Source organism: Pseudomonas neuropathica (genome assembly GCF_015461835.1).
GTDB lineage: Bacteria > Pseudomonadota > Gammaproteobacteria > Pseudomonadales > Pseudomonadaceae > Aquipseudomonas > Aquipseudomonas neuropathica.
On record NZ_JACOPX010000011.1, the window covers coordinates 115,257 to 131,282 of the forward strand.

10 protein-coding genes are annotated in these 16,026 nt (G+C 59.9%); 7 read left to right on the forward strand and 3 right to left on the reverse strand.

The features are described from left to right. Positions 1 to 8: 8 nt before the first annotated feature. From etfB to H8F23_RS17640, 4 genes are all read left to right on the forward strand, one after another. Entirely contained in the window at positions 9 to 779 is a 771-nt protein-coding gene (gene etfB / locus H8F23_RS17625) for an electron transfer flavoprotein subunit beta (RefSeq protein ID WP_194935233.1), read from the forward strand. Between the two features lie 1,129 nt (positions 780 to 1,908). Beyond that, positions 1,909 to 5,361 (forward strand): alpha/beta fold hydrolase, encoded by a 3,453-nt coding sequence (locus H8F23_RS17630; RefSeq protein ID WP_194935234.1) that lies wholly within the window; start codon positions 1,909 to 1,911, stop codon positions 5,359 to 5,361. Between the two features lie 136 nt (positions 5,362 to 5,497). Next, on the forward strand, positions 5,498 to 7,366 hold the full coding sequence (locus H8F23_RS17635) for a c-type cytochrome (protein WP_194935235.1): 1,869 nt from the start codon (positions 5,498 to 5,500) through the stop codon (positions 7,364 to 7,366). Positions 7,367 to 7,391: 25 nt separating this feature from the next. Then, positions 7,392 to 8,636 (forward strand): metallophosphoesterase family protein, encoded by a 1,245-nt coding sequence (locus tag H8F23_RS17640; protein WP_194935236.1) that lies wholly within the window; start codon positions 7,392 to 7,394, stop codon positions 8,634 to 8,636. Between the two features lie 102 nt (positions 8,637 to 8,738). On the opposite strand, the gene gbcA is transcribed toward H8F23_RS17640, so the two are convergent. Next, a complete protein-coding gene (gene gbcA, locus H8F23_RS17645) occupies positions 8,739 to 10,034 on the reverse strand; it encodes a glycine-betaine demethylase subunit GbcA (RefSeq protein ID WP_194935237.1) in 1,296 nt (431 codons plus the stop codon). Positions 10,035 to 10,331: 297 nt separating this feature from the next. Here gbcA and gbcB point away from each other — a divergent pair, with 297 nt between their 5' ends. After that, positions 10,332 to 11,432, forward strand: coding sequence for a glycine-betaine demethylase subunit GbcB (gene gbcB / locus H8F23_RS17650; RefSeq protein WP_007911227.1), 1,101 nt, complete (start codon positions 10,332 to 10,334; stop codon positions 11,430 to 11,432). A 188-nt stretch (positions 11,433 to 11,620) separates the two neighbouring features. Here the strand turns inward: gbcB and H8F23_RS17655 are convergent, their stop codons facing one another. Both H8F23_RS17655 and H8F23_RS17660 read right to left on the reverse strand, forming a co-directional pair. Then, positions 11,621 to 12,445 (reverse strand): SDR family oxidoreductase, encoded by an 825-nt coding sequence (locus H8F23_RS17655; RefSeq protein WP_194935238.1) that lies wholly within the window; start codon positions 12,443 to 12,445, stop codon positions 11,621 to 11,623. A 173-nt stretch (positions 12,446 to 12,618) separates the two neighbouring features. Further along, entirely contained in the window at positions 12,619 to 13,659 is a 1,041-nt protein-coding gene (locus H8F23_RS17660; protein WP_093429910.1) for a threonine aldolase family protein, read from the reverse strand. A 126-nt stretch (positions 13,660 to 13,785) separates the two neighbouring features. Here H8F23_RS17660 and H8F23_RS17665 point away from each other — a divergent pair, with 126 nt between their 5' ends. Together H8F23_RS17665 and H8F23_RS17670 are read left to right on the forward strand one after the other, a co-directional pair. After that, positions 13,786 to 14,496 (forward strand): TraX family protein, encoded by a 711-nt coding sequence (locus H8F23_RS17665; protein ID WP_194935239.1) that lies wholly within the window; start codon positions 13,786 to 13,788, stop codon positions 14,494 to 14,496. Between the two features lie 257 nt (positions 14,497 to 14,753). Continuing rightward, positions 14,754 to 16,007 (forward strand): serine hydroxymethyltransferase, encoded by a 1,254-nt coding sequence (locus tag H8F23_RS17670; RefSeq protein ID WP_007913117.1) that lies wholly within the window; start codon positions 14,754 to 14,756, stop codon positions 16,005 to 16,007. Positions 16,008 to 16,026 lie beyond the last annotated feature (19 nt).

Here is a 16,026-nt window from a genome sequence, read left to right on the forward strand (position 1 = left end):
GAAACGCTATGAACACGAAAGTAATCAGTCTGGTTTCAATCGGCGCTCACCCTACTTCCGGGCGGCCACGCCGCGCTGATCAGGACGCACGCGCCGTGGAACTGGGTTTGCAACTGGCTGGGGATAACTTGCAAGTGCTGCATGCCGGCGACGTTGCGGAGCCGGCCTTGCGCGCCTATCTGGGCATGGGGCTTGAGCAGATGCATGTGCTGGAGCAACCGGCTGGTGCCGATGCGCTGCCGGCGCTGACCGCGTATCTGCGTGATGCCGGTGCGCAGGTGGTGCTGACCGGCAGCCAGGCGGAAACCGGCGAAGGTTCGGGGATGTTGCCGTTCTTGCTGGCGGAAGGTCTGGGCTGGCCGCTGGTGGTGGGCCTGGCGCAGGTCGAGTCGATCAACGAAGGTTCGGCGCTGGTGCTGCAAGCGTTGCCGCGCGGGCAACGGCGCCGGTTGAAAGTGAAGCTGCCGTTTCTGGCGACTGTGGATAACGCTGCGCCGAAGCCTCGGCAGAGTGCTTATGGGCCGGCGCGACGTGGGGTTTTGCAGGCTGAAGACGTTCAGGTGGTGGACGATGAGTTGCTCGCGGTCGGCACTTTGCAAGCGGCCAAGCCACGGCCGAAACGCTTGAAGGTGATCAAGGCCAAGAGTGGGGCGGACCGGATGAAGGCCGCGACGGCCAAGGCCAGTGGGGGTGGTGGGCAGGTGCTCAAGGGGGTTACTGCGCAGGCTGGCGCCGAGGCGATTCTCAAGTTGCTGATCGAAGAGGGTGTTGTTCGCTGAAAAGCCCCTCACCCTAGCCCTCTCCCAGAGGGAGAGGGGACCGACCGAGTGGTATTGGCTAATTACATCGACCTGCGATTGCGCGGTGACCTTGGCTTGGCCAAGCCTGAGATCACAATGTTCGTTCAGGTCGGTGGAGTTTGACCAGGCGATGCGGTCGGCTCCCTCTCCCTTTGGGAGAGGGCTGGGGTGAGGGTTAGTGTTTACCCACAATCCCTGTTGGCGGATCTGTGGATAACGTGTTCGCCCATCCCTGCGCCCCGCGCCAATCAAGCCCTACAGCCCTCCGATCAAAAAACAACCAGCCTAAGTCACGGATTTTCAGGGCTTTTTCGGCAGGATAACTCAGCAAGTTGCCCCCAATCTCTGTTGGCGCTTCTGTGGATAAGATGTTCGCTATCGTCTGAAAGCCATACAAAACGTGGCTTGCGAAGATGTGATCAAAAAACAGTCAATTCGTCTGTTTCCATGGAAAACTCCCGCGCAAACCTCGATTTCACACAGCCTCCAACGCTTTTCCACAGATACGGCAAAGTTACCCCCGAACTCTGTTGGCGCTTCTGTGGATAACATGTTTGCCATCCTCTACAGGCCATGCAGAACGTGGCTTACAAGAATGTGATCAAAAATCAACCAATGCGTCTCGCAAACCGTCCTTCTGGATAAGTCACGATTTTTCTTCACAAATCAGCAAGTTATTTTTTCACTCATCCACAGTTACCCCCATTTGCTGTGGGTGGCTATGTGGATAACTTGTTTGCCAAACCTTGCAAGCCCCGTCCGGCATAGTCCAAACGGCAATTGATCACATTTCATACAGTTCTAAGACGTTGCCTTGACTTCGATTCCTGCGCTGTCTTCACTGCAATGGCACAAGGACAGCCGTCACTTATCCACATCAGGTTCTGGGAGAACGCATGATGGATAGTCAGCCGCACCGCCCCCCGCCCTCGCCACGCAAGCGCACGCTACGACGCGCCGCCAATCAGCACGCTCGTCTGTAGCGCGCCCCACCTGCCAGACCGCTGTGCTGTCGCCGGACTTGATCCGGTGGCCAGGTGCCCGTTCGCCCATCGATTGCAGGCAACCGCAGAGTTGCCCCCATCTGCCTGATTAGAGGAACCACCTCATGACACGGATCGCAACGCCCATCAGCGAGATCAAGGAACACTACGATGTGATTGTCATTGGTTCAGGCTACGGCGGCGGCATTGCTGCCTCGCGCCTGTCCCGTGCCGGCAAACGTGTGTGCCTGCTCGAACGCGGTCGGGAAATCCAGCCCGGCGAATACCCCAACACCATGATCGCCGCCACCGAGGAACTGCAGGTGCATGACCCGGATGGCCATATCGGCTCGCGCACCGGGCTGTTCGATTTACATGTGAATGCCCAGCAGAACGTCGTGGTCGGTTGCGGCCTCGGCGGCACGTCGCTGATCAATGCCAACGTGGCCCTCGAACCGGAGCCGGGCGTATTCGATGATCCGCGCTGGCCGCAAGCGGTGCGTGAACACCGCGATACGCTGCTCAAGGACGGTTATGCCCGCGCCCGGGAAATGCTCAAACCCAATCCTTACCCGAACACAGCGCCGAACCTGCCCAAACTCGACGCCAACAAGAAATCCGCGGATTACCTCAAGCAAGGCGCGCATTTCTACAAGCCGCCGATCAACGTGACCTTCGACAAGCTGCCGAACAACCTCAACCATGTCGGCGTCGAGCAACTGCCGTGCAACCAGTGCGGCGACTGCGTGTCGGGCTGTAACAACAAGGCCAAGAACACCACGCTGATGAACTATCTGCCGGACGCCTGGAATCACGGCGCGGAGATTTTCTGCCAGGCCGAAGTGCGGCACCTGGAGCGTGATGGTGAAGGCTGGATCGTGCACTTCCAGTACCTCGACAGCGGACGGGAGATGTTCAACGCGCCGACGTTGTTCGTGAAGGCCGACATCGTCGTGGTCTCCGCCGGCACCCTCGGCTCCACGGAAATTCTTCTGCGCACGCGCGACAAAGGTGTGGTGATGTCCGCCCAGCTCGGCGAGAACATGAGCGGCAACGGCGACATCCTCGGCTTCGGCCACAACTGCGAGCAGACCATCAACGGCATCGGTTTCGGCGCGCACCCGGCCAAGGAACTGCACCCGGTCGGCCCGTGTATCACTTCGGTGATCGACATGCGCACTGAAGGCGACTGGCGCAGCCGCATGGTCATCGAGGAGGGCTCGATCCCCGGCGCGCTCGGCCGGCCGATGGTGCCGGCCATGGCCGGGTTTGCCGAGATGATCGGCGTGGCCACGGATGACAGCTTCAGCGGCAAGGTGAAATACAAGGAGCGCGAAGCGGAAAGCTTTCTGCGCGGCCCGTATTACGGCGCACTGCACAACATGCAGACTTACCTGATCATGAGCCATGACAGCGGCCAGGGGCGGATGGTCCTCGACAGCAAGGATCAACTGCGCATCGATTGGCCAGGCGTTGGCGAGCAGGAGAACTTCAAGCTCGGCAACGAACGTCTGCACCTGAGCACCAAGGCACTGGGTGGCGTGTGGGTGGAGAACCCGATCTGGACCAAACTGCTCAAGCACAGCATCGTCTCGGTGCACCCGTTGGGCGGTTGCGTGATGGGTGAAGACGCGGCGCAAGGCGTGGTCAATCACAAGGGGCAGGTGTTCAGCGGCGCCAGTGGCAGCGATGTTTACGCCAACCTGTACGTGACCGATGGCGCGGTGATTCCGACCTCGCTGGCGGTCAATCCGCTGCTGACCATTTCCGCTGTGAGTGAGCGCAACATGGGCCTGCTCGCCGCCGACCGTGGCTGGCAGATCGATTACACGCTGCCATCGGCACCACGCAAACCGGTGGCGCCACCGACTCTCGGCGTGCAGTTCACCGAAACCATGAAGGGCTATTTCTCTCGCGCCTTCACCGCGGCGCAAAGCACTGATCTGAAAGTCTACGAAGCGGCGGCCAAACGCGGTGAGGCGGACAATTCGCCGATCGACTTCACCCTGACCATCACCGCCAACGACCTCAACCGCATGATCAAGGAGCCCGAGCACGCGGCAACCATTGTCGGCACGGTGATTGCTCCGGCACTGTCGCCACAACCGCTGACCGCCAGCAATGGCGTGTTCAACCTGTTCGAACAATTCGAGCAACAGGTCGATACGCGCCACATGAAATACGACATGAAACTGACCGCCGAGGACGGCAACGACTATTTCTTCAGCGCCTTCAAAACTGTGCCGGAAGACAACGGCGTGCTGAACATCTGGCACGACACCAGCACGCTCTATGTGACGCTGTATCGCGGGCCGGACAAGACCGGTGAGGTGATCGGCTCCGGGGTGATGCACATTCATCCGACCGATTTCGCCAAGCAGATGACCACCATGAAAGTGCTCAATGCGCGCAACGAACGCGAGCGCATCGAAGGGCTGGCACGCTTCGGCAAGTTCTTCGCCGGGATCCTCTGGGAAAGTTACGGCGGGGTGTTTGCCGGGGATATTTACTTCAACCCGGATGCACCGCCACGCCTGAAACGGCCGCTGGATGCGCCGACGCCAGCGGTGCATTTCTTTCCCACCCAGGATGGCGTGGAACTGCGCCTGACCCGGTATCAGGCCGGGAGCAAAGGCCCGGTGATGCTGGTGCATGGTTTGGGCGTCGGCTCGAATATCTTTTCCACCGACACCATCCAGACCAACCTGCTGGAATATTTGTGCAAGCACGATTACGACGTGTGGCTGCTGGATTTCCGCGTGAGCATTTTGTTGCCGGCGAGCAAGAAGGAGTGGAACGGCGACCAGATCGCCCAATACGACTTCAAGGCGGCCATCGCGCAGATTCAGCAGCAAACCAACGCCAAAGATGTGCAATGCGTGGTGCATTGCTACGGCGCAACAACCTTCTTCATGTCGTTGCTCGCCGGGTTGCAGGGTGTGCGCTCGGTGGTCTGCTCGCAGATTGCTGCGGACACCGTGGTCGCCACGGCGACTGGGTTGAAGGCCGGATTGCATTTGCCGGGGATGCTCGACGCCATCGGTATCAAGTCGATGACCGCTTACGCCGACAGCAAGGAAAACTGGTTCAACAAACTCTACGACAAGGCCCTCAATGGCTACGCGCGGATCGAGGCGCAGGGTTATTGCACCAACCCGGTGTGCCACCGCATCACCTTTATGTACGCCTCGCTGTATCGCCACGACACCCTCAACGAAACCCTGCACGACAACCTGCACGAGTTGTTCGGCGAGTCGAATATCGAAACCTTCGAGCACCTGGCGCTGATCGTGCGCAAAGGGCACCTGGTGGATTTCAAAGGCAACGATGTGTACATGCCGCACTTTGATCGCCTGACCATGCCGATCTGCTTCATCAGCGGCGCCGACAACCAGTGTTATTTGCCCGAAAGCACCCTCAAGACTTACCAGCGTTTGTGCGAAGTCAACGGGCCGGAGCGCTACAGCCGGCAGGTGGTGCCGGGCTACGGTCACATCGACTGCATGTTCGGCAAGAACGCGGTGGTCGATGTCTATCCGATCATCCTTGAACACCTGGAGAAAACTGCCCTCGGTTGACTATTGACCGAGTCGACTGCTTCGCGAGCAAGCTCGCTCCCACAGGGGCACGCATTCCAATGTGGGAGCGAGCTTGCTCGCGAAAGCGGTAGGTCAGGCGCTACACCTCTTGGGTCTGCACAAGGAAATGGATGACATGGACAGCTACATCCGCTGGTTTCAACGCTTCATCTGGATAGGCATTGCGATGAACATGGTGTTCGCCATCCCCGCGCTGTTCGCGCCGGGCTTGCTGACATCGGTGGTCGGGCTGCCGCCACAACTCTCCGATCCATGGCTGGAAAACGCCGGGATGCTGCTGGTTGGCATCAGCGTGTTTTACATGCCGTCGGGTTTCAACGCGCCGCGTTACGTGGTGCATTCCTGGCTCTGTGTGCTGACGCGGTTGATCGCCGTGGTGTTCTGGATCTACCTGATCAACACCAGCTCTCAAGGCTCGGTATTCGTGCCAATGCTGATGGGCGATCTGAGCTTCTTTCTGATCCTCGGCGTTCTGCTCTACCTCGGTACAACGCCGGAGAATCGCCCTTGGGCATTGCTTTGCGATGGCTGGCGCGAGTGGCGCGCGGCATGGCAGCGGCAATGGCAGAGTCACGCCTTCAAGGTTGGCACGCTGATTGTCGTCGCGGTGCTCGGTTTCATCGGTTACGAGACCTGGTATCAGATGCTGCGCGTGGTGCCGGAGCAGGAATACGCCTCCGACGAAGATCACTACAAGTACGCCGCCATTGGCCTCGGCATCGAAGCACGGATCCCGTATTACCTGTTCGCCGTGCTGCCGCAGATGTGCCCGGAGAAAATGCCCAAACCCGGTGGCTGGGAAGTCTTTGGCTTCCTCTTCGAAAACGGCAAGGACCTGCCGATCGGCATGGCCAAGCGGCAGATCGGTTACCCGACGGTAGAGCCGAACTGCGCGCTGTGCCACACCGGCTCCTACCGGGCCAATGCCAGCGACGTCGCCGTCAATGTGCCTAGCGCACCGGCCAACACCCTGCAACTGCAAGCCTTCCAGTGGTTCGCTTACGATTGCGCCAGTGATCCGAAATTCACCACCGACGCGGTGATGGCAGCGATCAACAGCAAGTTCCAGCTGGGCTTCTTCGAGAAACTCTACAACCGCTACCTGATCATGCCGATGGCCAAAAGCGCATTGCTCAAGCAGAAGCAGGCCTACGCCTGGCAGAAGCTGCGCCCGCAACAAGGCCCGGGCCGCACCGACACCTTCAACCCGACGAAAATGGTGGTGTTCGGCTTCCCGGATGACTCGACGATCGGCACCGTCGACCTGCCGCAAGTGTGGAACCAGAAACCACGCGAATCGATGTACCTGCACTGGGACGGCAATAACAACAAGATCCACGAACGCAACTACGCCGCCGCGATGGCCGTGGGCGCGACGCCGGAATCGGTGTTGCCGCCGAGCTTCAACCGCGTGACCAACTGGCTGCTCGGGCACAAGGCGCCGGCGTGGCCGTGGGCGCTGGATCAGGCCAAGGTCGCCCAGGGCAAACCGATCTGGGAGGCCAACTGCGCGGCTTGTCATGACTTCGGGCGCGCCGATACCGGGCAGGTCACGACCAACATCGATCAGCTCGGCACTGATCCGCACCGGCTCGACTCGTTCACCACGGGGCTGGTCGCCGCGTTCCACACCTTCAAGAAACCGCCGTTCGATTTCGGCGCGTATCGCAAGACCCAGAGCTACAGCAACACGCCCACCGACGGCGTCTGGTTGCGCGCGCCGTACCTGCACAACGGCTCGGTGCCGACCCTGTGGGACTTACTGCAACCGCCGGAAAAACGTCCGCAGGTGTTCATCACCGGCTCGGATATTTACGACCCGGTCAACGTCGGTTTCGTCACCAGCGGCGCCCAGGCCAAAGCCTCGGCGGACTTCAAATACGACACGCGCCTGGAGGGCAATCACAACAGCGGTCACCTGTATGGCACGACTCTGTCGGACGACGACAAGCGTGCATTGATCGAATTCATGAAAACCCTGTGAACCCTTACGGAGAGAGGATTACACCATGTCACTGGTCAGTCATTGGGAACACGAATACGACAAGGTCAAAGTGCGCATTCACGGCTTGTTCACGCGCATGGAAATGGCCTGGATGAAACTCATCAGCGAGCTGGAGCCGCAGGAGTTTCAGGCGATCATCAAGCTGCTGCAACGCGGACATGATCAGGCGCAGTACGTGCTGAAGAACGGCGAGTTGCCGGACGACGAACCGAGCGTACCCTGGGAGCTGTCCCACGGTCTGTCGATCCTGCGCATCGGCAATGCCACGCCGTTGCCGCAATCCACCGATCAACTGGCGACCCGGGTGCTCAAGGACGGCAGCCTGCTCGGCTGTCGCAAGTGGGAACTGCTGGATCTGCTGTGGAGCGAGGCGCTGCTGAAGTGGATCGAAAACCTGCGCCATCACGCGACCTTCGGTACTGACCCGGCGGTGGTGCAGATGGATCGCGAGGTGACCCTGGCGATTGCCGGCGACTGGGGCACCGGGCCGTTCGACAGTCATGCGCCGGCGGTGTCGGTGGCCAATCAGATGCAACTGGCCCAGGCCGATTTCACCATTCACTTGGGCGATGTGTATTACGCCGGCAGTCACTCCCAGGAAGATGTCGACATGGCTGGCTGGCCGATGGGTACGCATGGCTCGTTCACCCTCAATTCCAACCACGAGATGTACAGCGGCGCCCACGGTTATTTCAAGGAGCTGGCCAAGCGTTTTCCGGGGCAGAAGGGCACCAGTTACTTCGCCTTGATCAACGATGACTGGCTGGTGGTAGGGCTGGATTCTGCGTACGCGTCTGATGCGATGAATTTGTACATGGACGGCACTCTGAACGAGCCGCAGATCGAGTGGTTGAAAGGCCTGCCAAAACGCAAAAAGATCATGGTGCTCAGCCATCATCAGGGCTTCGATATTTCCGGGCACAACAAGACCGCGCTGTATCAACCGGTGTGCGATGCGCTGGGGCGTGAACCGGATTACTGGTATTGGGGGCATCTGCACAACGGCATCGTGTATGCGCAGCAGGGCGGTTTGCATGCGCGTTGTGCCGGGCACGGGGCGATTCCCTATGGCAATGCCAGCGAGCTGGACGGGCATTCGCGGGTGTTGTGGTCGGAGACGCAGGATGCCAAGGACCCGGCATATCCGCTGCGGGTGTTGAACGGGTACGCGAAAATCAGGTTGGTGGGGGAGGAGATATTTGAGGAGTTTATTGGGGAGGATGGATCGGTGAGGTGGTCATCGAAGTGATGCAGCGATTGTAATGACGCCATCGCGAGCAGGCTCACTCCTACAATTGGAATGCGTTCCCCTGTAGGAGCGAGCCTGCTCGCGAAGCCTTTGCCTTTGTTTTTAGCCCTGAACCGGGACGCCTTTGAGGTATGGCGCAGGCTCGGCGCCGAGGTTGCTCAACAGGCGCTCGCTGTACCAATCAACGAAGTTGACCACACCAAACTCATAAGTCTTGGAGTAAGGCCCGGGCTGGTAGGCGGTGGAGTTGATCCCGCGCTGGTTCTCTTCCGCCAGACGACGGTCCTGATCGTTGGTCGCATCCCACACCTGACGCATACGCTCGACGTCGTAATCCACGCCTTCAACGGCGTCCTTGTGCACGATCCACTTGGTGGTGACCATGGTTTCCTGCGCGCTGATCGGCCACACGGTGAAGACGATGATGTGGTCGCCCATGCAGTGGTTCCACGAGTGCGGCAGGTGCAGGATGCGCATCGAACCCAGATCCGGGTTCTTGATCCGGCCCATCAGTTTCGCGCAGCCCTGTTTGCCGTCGAGGGTCATCGACACGGTGCCCTTGAGCAGTGGCATGCGCACGATACGGTTACGCAGGCCGAAACTGGCGTGGGCGTAAGGGATCTTCTCGGCTTCCCAGGCGGCAGCGGAGGCGGCGACGTGATCCTTGAACGCCTGATCGGCGCGCGGGTCGGTGACGTCGTCCCATTCCAGCAGGGTTTTCAGCAATTCCGGGTGCGACGCGTTGCAGTGGTAGCACTCGCGGTTGTTTTCCAGCACCAGTTTCCAGTTGGCCTTTTCCATCAAGGTGGTGGTGATCGCCACCTTGGTGTTCTCCATGTCGTACGGTTCCATGTAGTGGTTCAGCGTCGACAGGAAGTCATCAATGGCCGGTGGAGTCTCGGCCAGGCTGATGAAGATATAGCCGCCGGCAGTCTTCACGTTCACCGGTTTGAGGCCGTATTGCTTCATGTCGAAGTCGGCGCCCATTTCGGTACCGGCGAACAGCAGGCGACCGTCCAGCTCATAGGTCCACTGGTGGTAGTGGCAGACCAGTTTGGCAACCTTGCCTTTTTCGCTGGTGCACAGGCGCGAACCTCGGTGGCGGCAGACGTTATGGAAGGCATGCACCACGCCTTCGGCGCCACGGATGACGATGATCGGGTTCTTGCCGACCTGCAGGGTCAGGTAGTTGCCCTTGGCCGGGATCTCGCAGGTCATGCCGGCGATCAACCACTCTTTCTGGAAGATCTCCTGCATGTCGATATCGAACAACCGTTCATCGCTGTAGAACGGTTGCGGCAGCGAAAAGGTGCGCTCGCGCTCTTGCAGCATTTGTGCGGTGGCCTTGCGTGCGGGTTCCAGCGGATCGCCCAGGCTGATTTTTGCGGTGACGTCCATCGATGTGATCCTCATGGCCATCTGCGTGGCCGGCGAAAAGTGGCTGATCAGGTGTGCTGCTAACGGTTGCTACGCAAGGTGTAAAGAATCTGTATTGGTGTTGGGGCGAGTGTGGGGCCGGCGCTGCCGCGAACCTTATCCATGGGCGACATGGTGCAATCTGTTCCCGACGCGCAACCCCCGGTGGTTGGGGGCTGGTCGCGATAAGTATGCCGATGTCGCGGATAGGTAAACGGACGGTTCACGCTATACGCAGAATCGCCGACATGAGGCCGACAGTCGGCCGTGGAGAACAGCATGTCCAACAGCTTCCTGAATCCGGTCACCACCCAGACCTGGGCCAATGGCCGACACATCGTCCGTTGCGTCAAAGTCATCCAGGAAACCTGGGACGTGCGCACCTTCTGCTTTATGGCCGACCAGCCGATCCTGTTCTTCTTCAAGCCCGGGCAGTTCGTGACCCTGGAGCTGGAAATCGAAGGCCAGCCGATCATGCGCTCGTACACGATCTCCAGTTCGCCGTCGGTGCCGTACAGCTTTTCGGTGACGATCAAACGGGTGCCGGGTGGCAAGGTGTCCAACTGGTTGCACGACACGCTTCATGAGGGGCAAGAGCTGGCGGTGCACGGGCCGGTCGGGCTGTTCAATGCCATCGATTTCCCGAGCCCGAAAGTGCTGTACCTGAGCGGCGGCGTCGGCATCACGCCGTGCATGTCGATGGCGCGCTGGTTCTACGACACCAACGCCAACGTCGACATGACCTTTATCCACAGCGCGCGCTCGCCGAAAGACATCATTTACCACCGCGAGCTGGAACACATGGCGTCGCGGATCGACAACTTCAGCCTGCACCTGATTTGCGAGAAGCATGGCTTGGGCGAGCCGTGGGCCGGGTATCGCGGCTACCTCAATCACAAGATGCTCGAGCTGATGGTTCCCGACTTCCTTGAGCGCGAAGTATTCTGCTGCGGCCCGACGCCGTACATGAACGCGGTCAAGCGTCTGCTGGAAGTGGCCGGTTACGACATGTCGCGCTATCACGAAGAATCTTTCGGTGCTACGCCGCCGGAAGCGCGTGCCGATGCGGTGGAGCAAGCCGAGCAGGCAGCCGATGCGCCGGAAATCGATGCGGCGGATTTGCATCAGGTCGAATTCACTTCGTCGGGCAAGAGCATTCGTGTGGCACCGGGCGAGACGGTGCATGCGGCGGCGGCCAAGCTGGGGCTGATGATTCCGAAAGCTTGCGGCATGGGGATTTGCGGCACGTGCAAGGTGCTGAAGCTGGGCGGCGAGGTGGAGATGGAGCACAACGGCGGGATTACCGAGGACGACGAGGCCGAAGGATTTATCTTGTCGTGCTGCAGTGTGCCGAAGGGTGATGTGCGTATCGATTTCTAATCGGTAACCCTCACCCCAGCCCTCTCCCAGAGGGAGAGGGGGCCGACCGAGGTGTCTGACGTTCTACATCGACCTGAAAGACCTTATCGATTATGGATACGGCAAAGCAGATTCAGGTCGGCGTAATTCTCAAATATCCCCCAATCAGTCCCCTCTCCCTCCGGGAGAGGGCTAGGGTGGGGGGCTTTTCAGTCAACAAACAAATCCGGCATCAACGCCGCGTCGCTTTCTCGATCAAAGCGATATTGATCGAACTCAGTCACGCCGCTCTCCCGCAAAATCTCCTCATCAATCAACAACCGCCCGGTAATCTGCCGTCCACCGCTATCCAAAATCACATGCGCCGCATCCGCCATGATCGAAGGCAGGCGCGCCTGCTTGAACGATTCCCGATTCCCCAGCTGAAACTCGATCGCCGCTGTGGCAATCATCGTCTGCGGCCACAACGAATTGACGCTGATCCCGTAACTGGCAAATTCCTCGCTCATCCCCAGCGTCAGCATGCTCATGCCGTACTTGGTCACCGTGTACGGGCTGAATTGCGCAAACCACTTGCTTGCCAGATTCAGCGGTGGCGACAGGTTGAGAATGTGCCCGGCAGATTTCTTCAGATAAGGCAGGGCGGCCTGGCTGCACAGCAACACCGCGCGGGTGTTGATCTGGTGCATCAGGTCGAAGCGTTTGAGCTCGATGTGTTGCACACCGGTGAGTTTGATCGCCCCGGCGTTGTTCACCAGTGCATCGATGCCGCCGAAATGTTCGTTGGCCTGAGCCAGTGCCTGGCGCACGGCGTCTTCCTCACGCACATCGACTTGCAGGGCCAAAGCCTTGCCGCCCGCTGCTTCGACTTCCGCTGCGACGCTGTGAATGGTCCCGGGTAACTTGGCGTGGGGTTCGGCGCTCTTCGCCGCAATCACGATATTGGCCCCGTCCCTGGCGGCCCGCAGCGCAATCTCACGGCCAATGCCACGGCTGGCGCCGGTGATGAACAGGGTTTTGCCTTGTAACGACATGCCGATGCTCCTGCTTATTGTTATGTGAGCGGAGGGTTCGACAGTCAATGTAGACCAAGAGGCAATGCAATCCCTGTAGGAGCTGCCGAAGGCTGCGATCTTTTGATTTTGTTTTTAAGATCAAAAGATCGCAGCCTGCGGCAGCTCCTACGGGGGGAGGGTGTGGAGTCAGGTCAGGCGGACATGACTTCGCGGATGTCGCGAGCCAGTTCGCGGACGCGTTCTTCTTCGGTGTCCCAGGAGCACATGAAGCGCGCGCCGCCCTTGCCGATGAAGGTGTAGAAGCGCCAGTTCTTCGCGGTCAGCGCGGCGATCGCCGGTTCCGACAGTTGCAGGAACACGCCGTTTGCCTGCACCGGGAACATCAGTTCCACGCCTGGAATGTCGCTGACCAGCTCGGCCAGCAGTTGCGCGCAGTGGTTGGCGTGGCGGGCGTATTTCAGCCAGGCGCCGTTTTCGAGAATGCCGACCCATGGCGCCGAGAGGAAACGCATTTTCGACGCCAGTTGCCCGGCCTGTTTGCAGCGGTAATCGAAGTCTTCGGCCAGTTTGTGGTTGAAGAACAGGATCGCTTCACCCACGGCCATGCCGTTTTTGGTGCCGCCGAAGCACAGTACGTCGACGCCGGCCTTCCAGGTCAGATCCGCCGGCGAGCAGCCGAGGAACGCGCAGGCGTTGGAGAAGCGCGCGCCGTCCATGTGCAGGTGCAGGCCCAGCTCTTTGCAGGTGGCGCTGATGGCGCGGACTTCTTCCGGGGTGTAGACGCTGCCGACTTCAGTGGCCTGGGTCAGCGTTACAACGCGCGGTTTCGGGTAATGGATGTCCTGGCGCTTGAGCGCGACTTCGCGGATCGATTGCGGGGTGATCTTGCCGTTTTCGGTGCCAGCGATCAGCAGTTTCGAGCCGTTGGAGAAAAATTCCGGGGCGCCGCATTCGTCGGTTTCGACGTGGGCGGTTTCCGAGCAGATCACGCTGTGGTAACTCTGGCACAGCGACGACAGGGCCAGCGAGTTGGCGGCGGTGCCGTTGAAGGCGAAGAACACTTCGCAGTCGGTTTCAAACAACTGGCGGAAATGGTCGGCCGCGCGTGCGGTCCATTCATCGTCGCCATACGCGCGCTGGTGGCCGTGGTTGGCCTGTTCCATCGCAGCCCAGGCTTCAGGGCAGATTCCGGAATAGTTGTCGCTGGCGAATTGTTGGCTCTTGTCGGTCATGGCCGGCTTCCGTGGTCGAGACTCTTGTGAAGGCTCGTGGTCAATGAGGGTGCGCACTTTACCGAAGATCTTCCGGGGAGCACACGGGATGTCACGTTCAGGAAATTACCAGTTTGTAGGACGATTATGCACCTGAGCAAACGCGACGGCGCACTGGATCTGCTCAAGTGGCTGGCGCTGCTGTGCATGTTGCTCGATCACCTGCGATATGCCGGGTTCTCCGCCGATTGGCTGTATGTGCCGGGGCGGTTGGCGTTTCCGTGGTTTTGTCTGGCGATGGCGGCGAATCTGGCGCGCGACGGGTCGCGGAGGATGGAATGGCGCTATCTGGGCTGGTTGATGCTGTTCAGTGCAGTCAGTGAGATTCCCTATCGGCTGTACATTCCTGATCCCGACACCCTGAACGTGATGCCGACCCTGGCGCTCGGGTTGCTGGTGGCGCGCGGGTGGCAGGATCCGTCGAGCATGTCGCGATTACTGGGCGTTGCTGCGCTGGTGCTGGCGATAGTTTTCTCGGAACGACTGATGTTCGGCTTCTTCGGGGTTCTGCTGCCGCTGGCGATGCTGTTGGTGTTTCGCCTTCCGTGGTACTTCAGCCTGCTGCCGGGTTTGATTTGTCTCGCAGCGAATCAATGGCAGGTGCTTTACGACTCGGCAAGATTCGGTAGCAGCGTCGCGATCCTTGGCATTGCCGCATGTCTGTTTGCGCCACTGCTCGGAATGTTCCTGTTGCGACATGGGCGACATCTTCAGCCGCCACCGATGCGGCGCTGGGCTTATGCCCTGTATCCCGCGCATTTCCTCCTGCTGCTCGCCGTCCGCCAATTGATCGCATAACCCCTGTAGGAGCTGCCGAAGGCTGCGATCTTTTGATCTTGAAAATCAAAGTCAAAAGATCGCAGCCTTCGGCAGCTCCTACAGGGGGATGCATTCTTCGGGTCATTTCCGGCCATGTCGTAAACGCACCTTTGCGTGGCGCGCGCAGGCATTTGAGCTGTCTGCGCCGGTCATACCATCGGCATCAAAGGGCACTGCCTTCAATGCCAGTGCCTTACCGAGACGAATGGCGCACAGATGCCGCTGGGAGAGACGCGATGTTCAGCAAGCAAGACCAGATCCAGGGTTACGACGATGCACTGCTGGCGGCGATGAATGCCGAGGAGCAACGTCAGGAAGATCACATCGAGCTGATCGCGTCGGAGAACTACACCAGCAAACGCGTCATGCAAGCGCAAGGCAGCGGCCTGACCAACAAATACGCCGAAGGCTATCCGGGCAAGCGCTACTACGGTGGCTGCGAGCACGTCGATAAAGTCGAAGCGCTGGCCATCGAACGCGCCAAGCAACTGTTCGGCGCCGATTACGCCAACGTCCAGCCGCACTCCGGTTCGTCGGCCAACAGCGCCGTGTACCTGGCGCTGATCCAGCCGGGCGACACCATCCTCGGCATGAGCCTGGCCCACGGCGGGCACCTGACCCACGGCGCCAAAGTGTCGTCCTCGGGCAAGCTCTACAACGCTGTGCAGTACGGCATCAACACCGACACCGGGCTGATCGATTACGACGAAGTCGAGCGTCTCGCCGTCGAATCCAAGCCGAAAATGATCGTCGCCGGTTTCTCCGCTTACTCGAAGACGCTGGACTTCCCGCGCTTCCGTCAGATCGCTGACAAAGTCGGCGCGCTGCTGTTCGTCGACATGGCCCACGTCGCCGGTCTGGTTGCCGCCGGTCTGTACCCGAACCCGCTGCCGTACGCCGACGTGGTCACCACCACCACGCACAAAACCCTGCGCGGTCCACGTGGCGGGCTGATCCTGGCCAAGTCCAACGAAGAGATCGAGAAGAAGCTCAACGCTGCCGTGTTCCCCGGCGCTCAGGGCGGCCCGCTGATGCACGTCATCGCCGGCAAAGCCGTGTGCTTCAAGGAAGCGCTGGAGCCGGGCTTCAAGGCTTATCAGCAACAAGTGATCGACAACGCTCAGGCGATGGCCAGCGTGTTTATCAAACGTGGCTACGATGTAGTGTCCGGCGGCACCGACAACCACTTGTTTCTGGTCAGCCTGATCCGTCAGGGCCTGACCGGCAAAGACGCCGACGCCGCCCTTGGCCGCGCGCACATCACCGTCAACAAGAACGCCGTGCCGAACGACCCGCAATCGCCGTTCGTGACCTCGGGCCTGCGCATCGGTACCCCGGCCGTCACTACTCGCGGTTTCAAGGTGACCCAGTGCGAAGTGTTGGCTGGCTGGATCTGCGACATCCTCGACAACCTCGGCGATGCCGATGTCGAGGCCAATGTTGCCCAGCAAGTGTCGGCCCTGTGCGCAGACTTCCCGGTTTATCGCTGAGTGTTCTGGAGTAACTGAC

Bases quoted from the DNA above. Each gene is read 5' to 3' on its own strand.
- etfB (WP_194935233.1), top strand. From the start codon at position 9: ATGAACACGAAAGTAATCAGTCTGGTTTCAATCGGCGCTCACCCTACT.
- H8F23_RS17630 (WP_194935234.1), top strand. From the start codon at position 1,909: ATGACACGGATCGCAACGCCCATCAGCGAGATCAAGGAACACTACGAT.
- H8F23_RS17635 (WP_194935235.1), top strand. From the start codon at position 5,498: ATGGACAGCTACATCCGCTGGTTTCAACGCTTCATCTGGATAGGCATT.
- H8F23_RS17640 (WP_194935236.1), top strand. From the start codon at position 7,392: ATGTCACTGGTCAGTCATTGGGAACACGAATACGACAAGGTCAAAGTG.
- gbcA (WP_194935237.1), bottom strand. From the start codon at position 10,034: ATGGACGTCACCGCAAAAATCAGCCTGGGCGATCCGCTGGAACCCGCA.
- gbcB (WP_007911227.1), top strand. From the start codon at position 10,332: ATGTCCAACAGCTTCCTGAATCCGGTCACCACCCAGACCTGGGCCAAT.
- H8F23_RS17655 (WP_194935238.1), bottom strand. From the start codon at position 12,445: ATGTCGTTACAAGGCAAAACCCTGTTCATCACCGGCGCCAGCCGTGGC.
- H8F23_RS17660 (WP_093429910.1), bottom strand. From the start codon at position 13,659: ATGACCGACAAGAGCCAACAATTCGCCAGCGACAACTATTCCGGAATC.
- H8F23_RS17665 (WP_194935239.1), top strand. From the start codon at position 13,786: ATGCACCTGAGCAAACGCGACGGCGCACTGGATCTGCTCAAGTGGCTG.
- H8F23_RS17670 (WP_007913117.1), top strand. From the start codon at position 14,754: ATGTTCAGCAAGCAAGACCAGATCCAGGGTTACGACGATGCACTGCTG.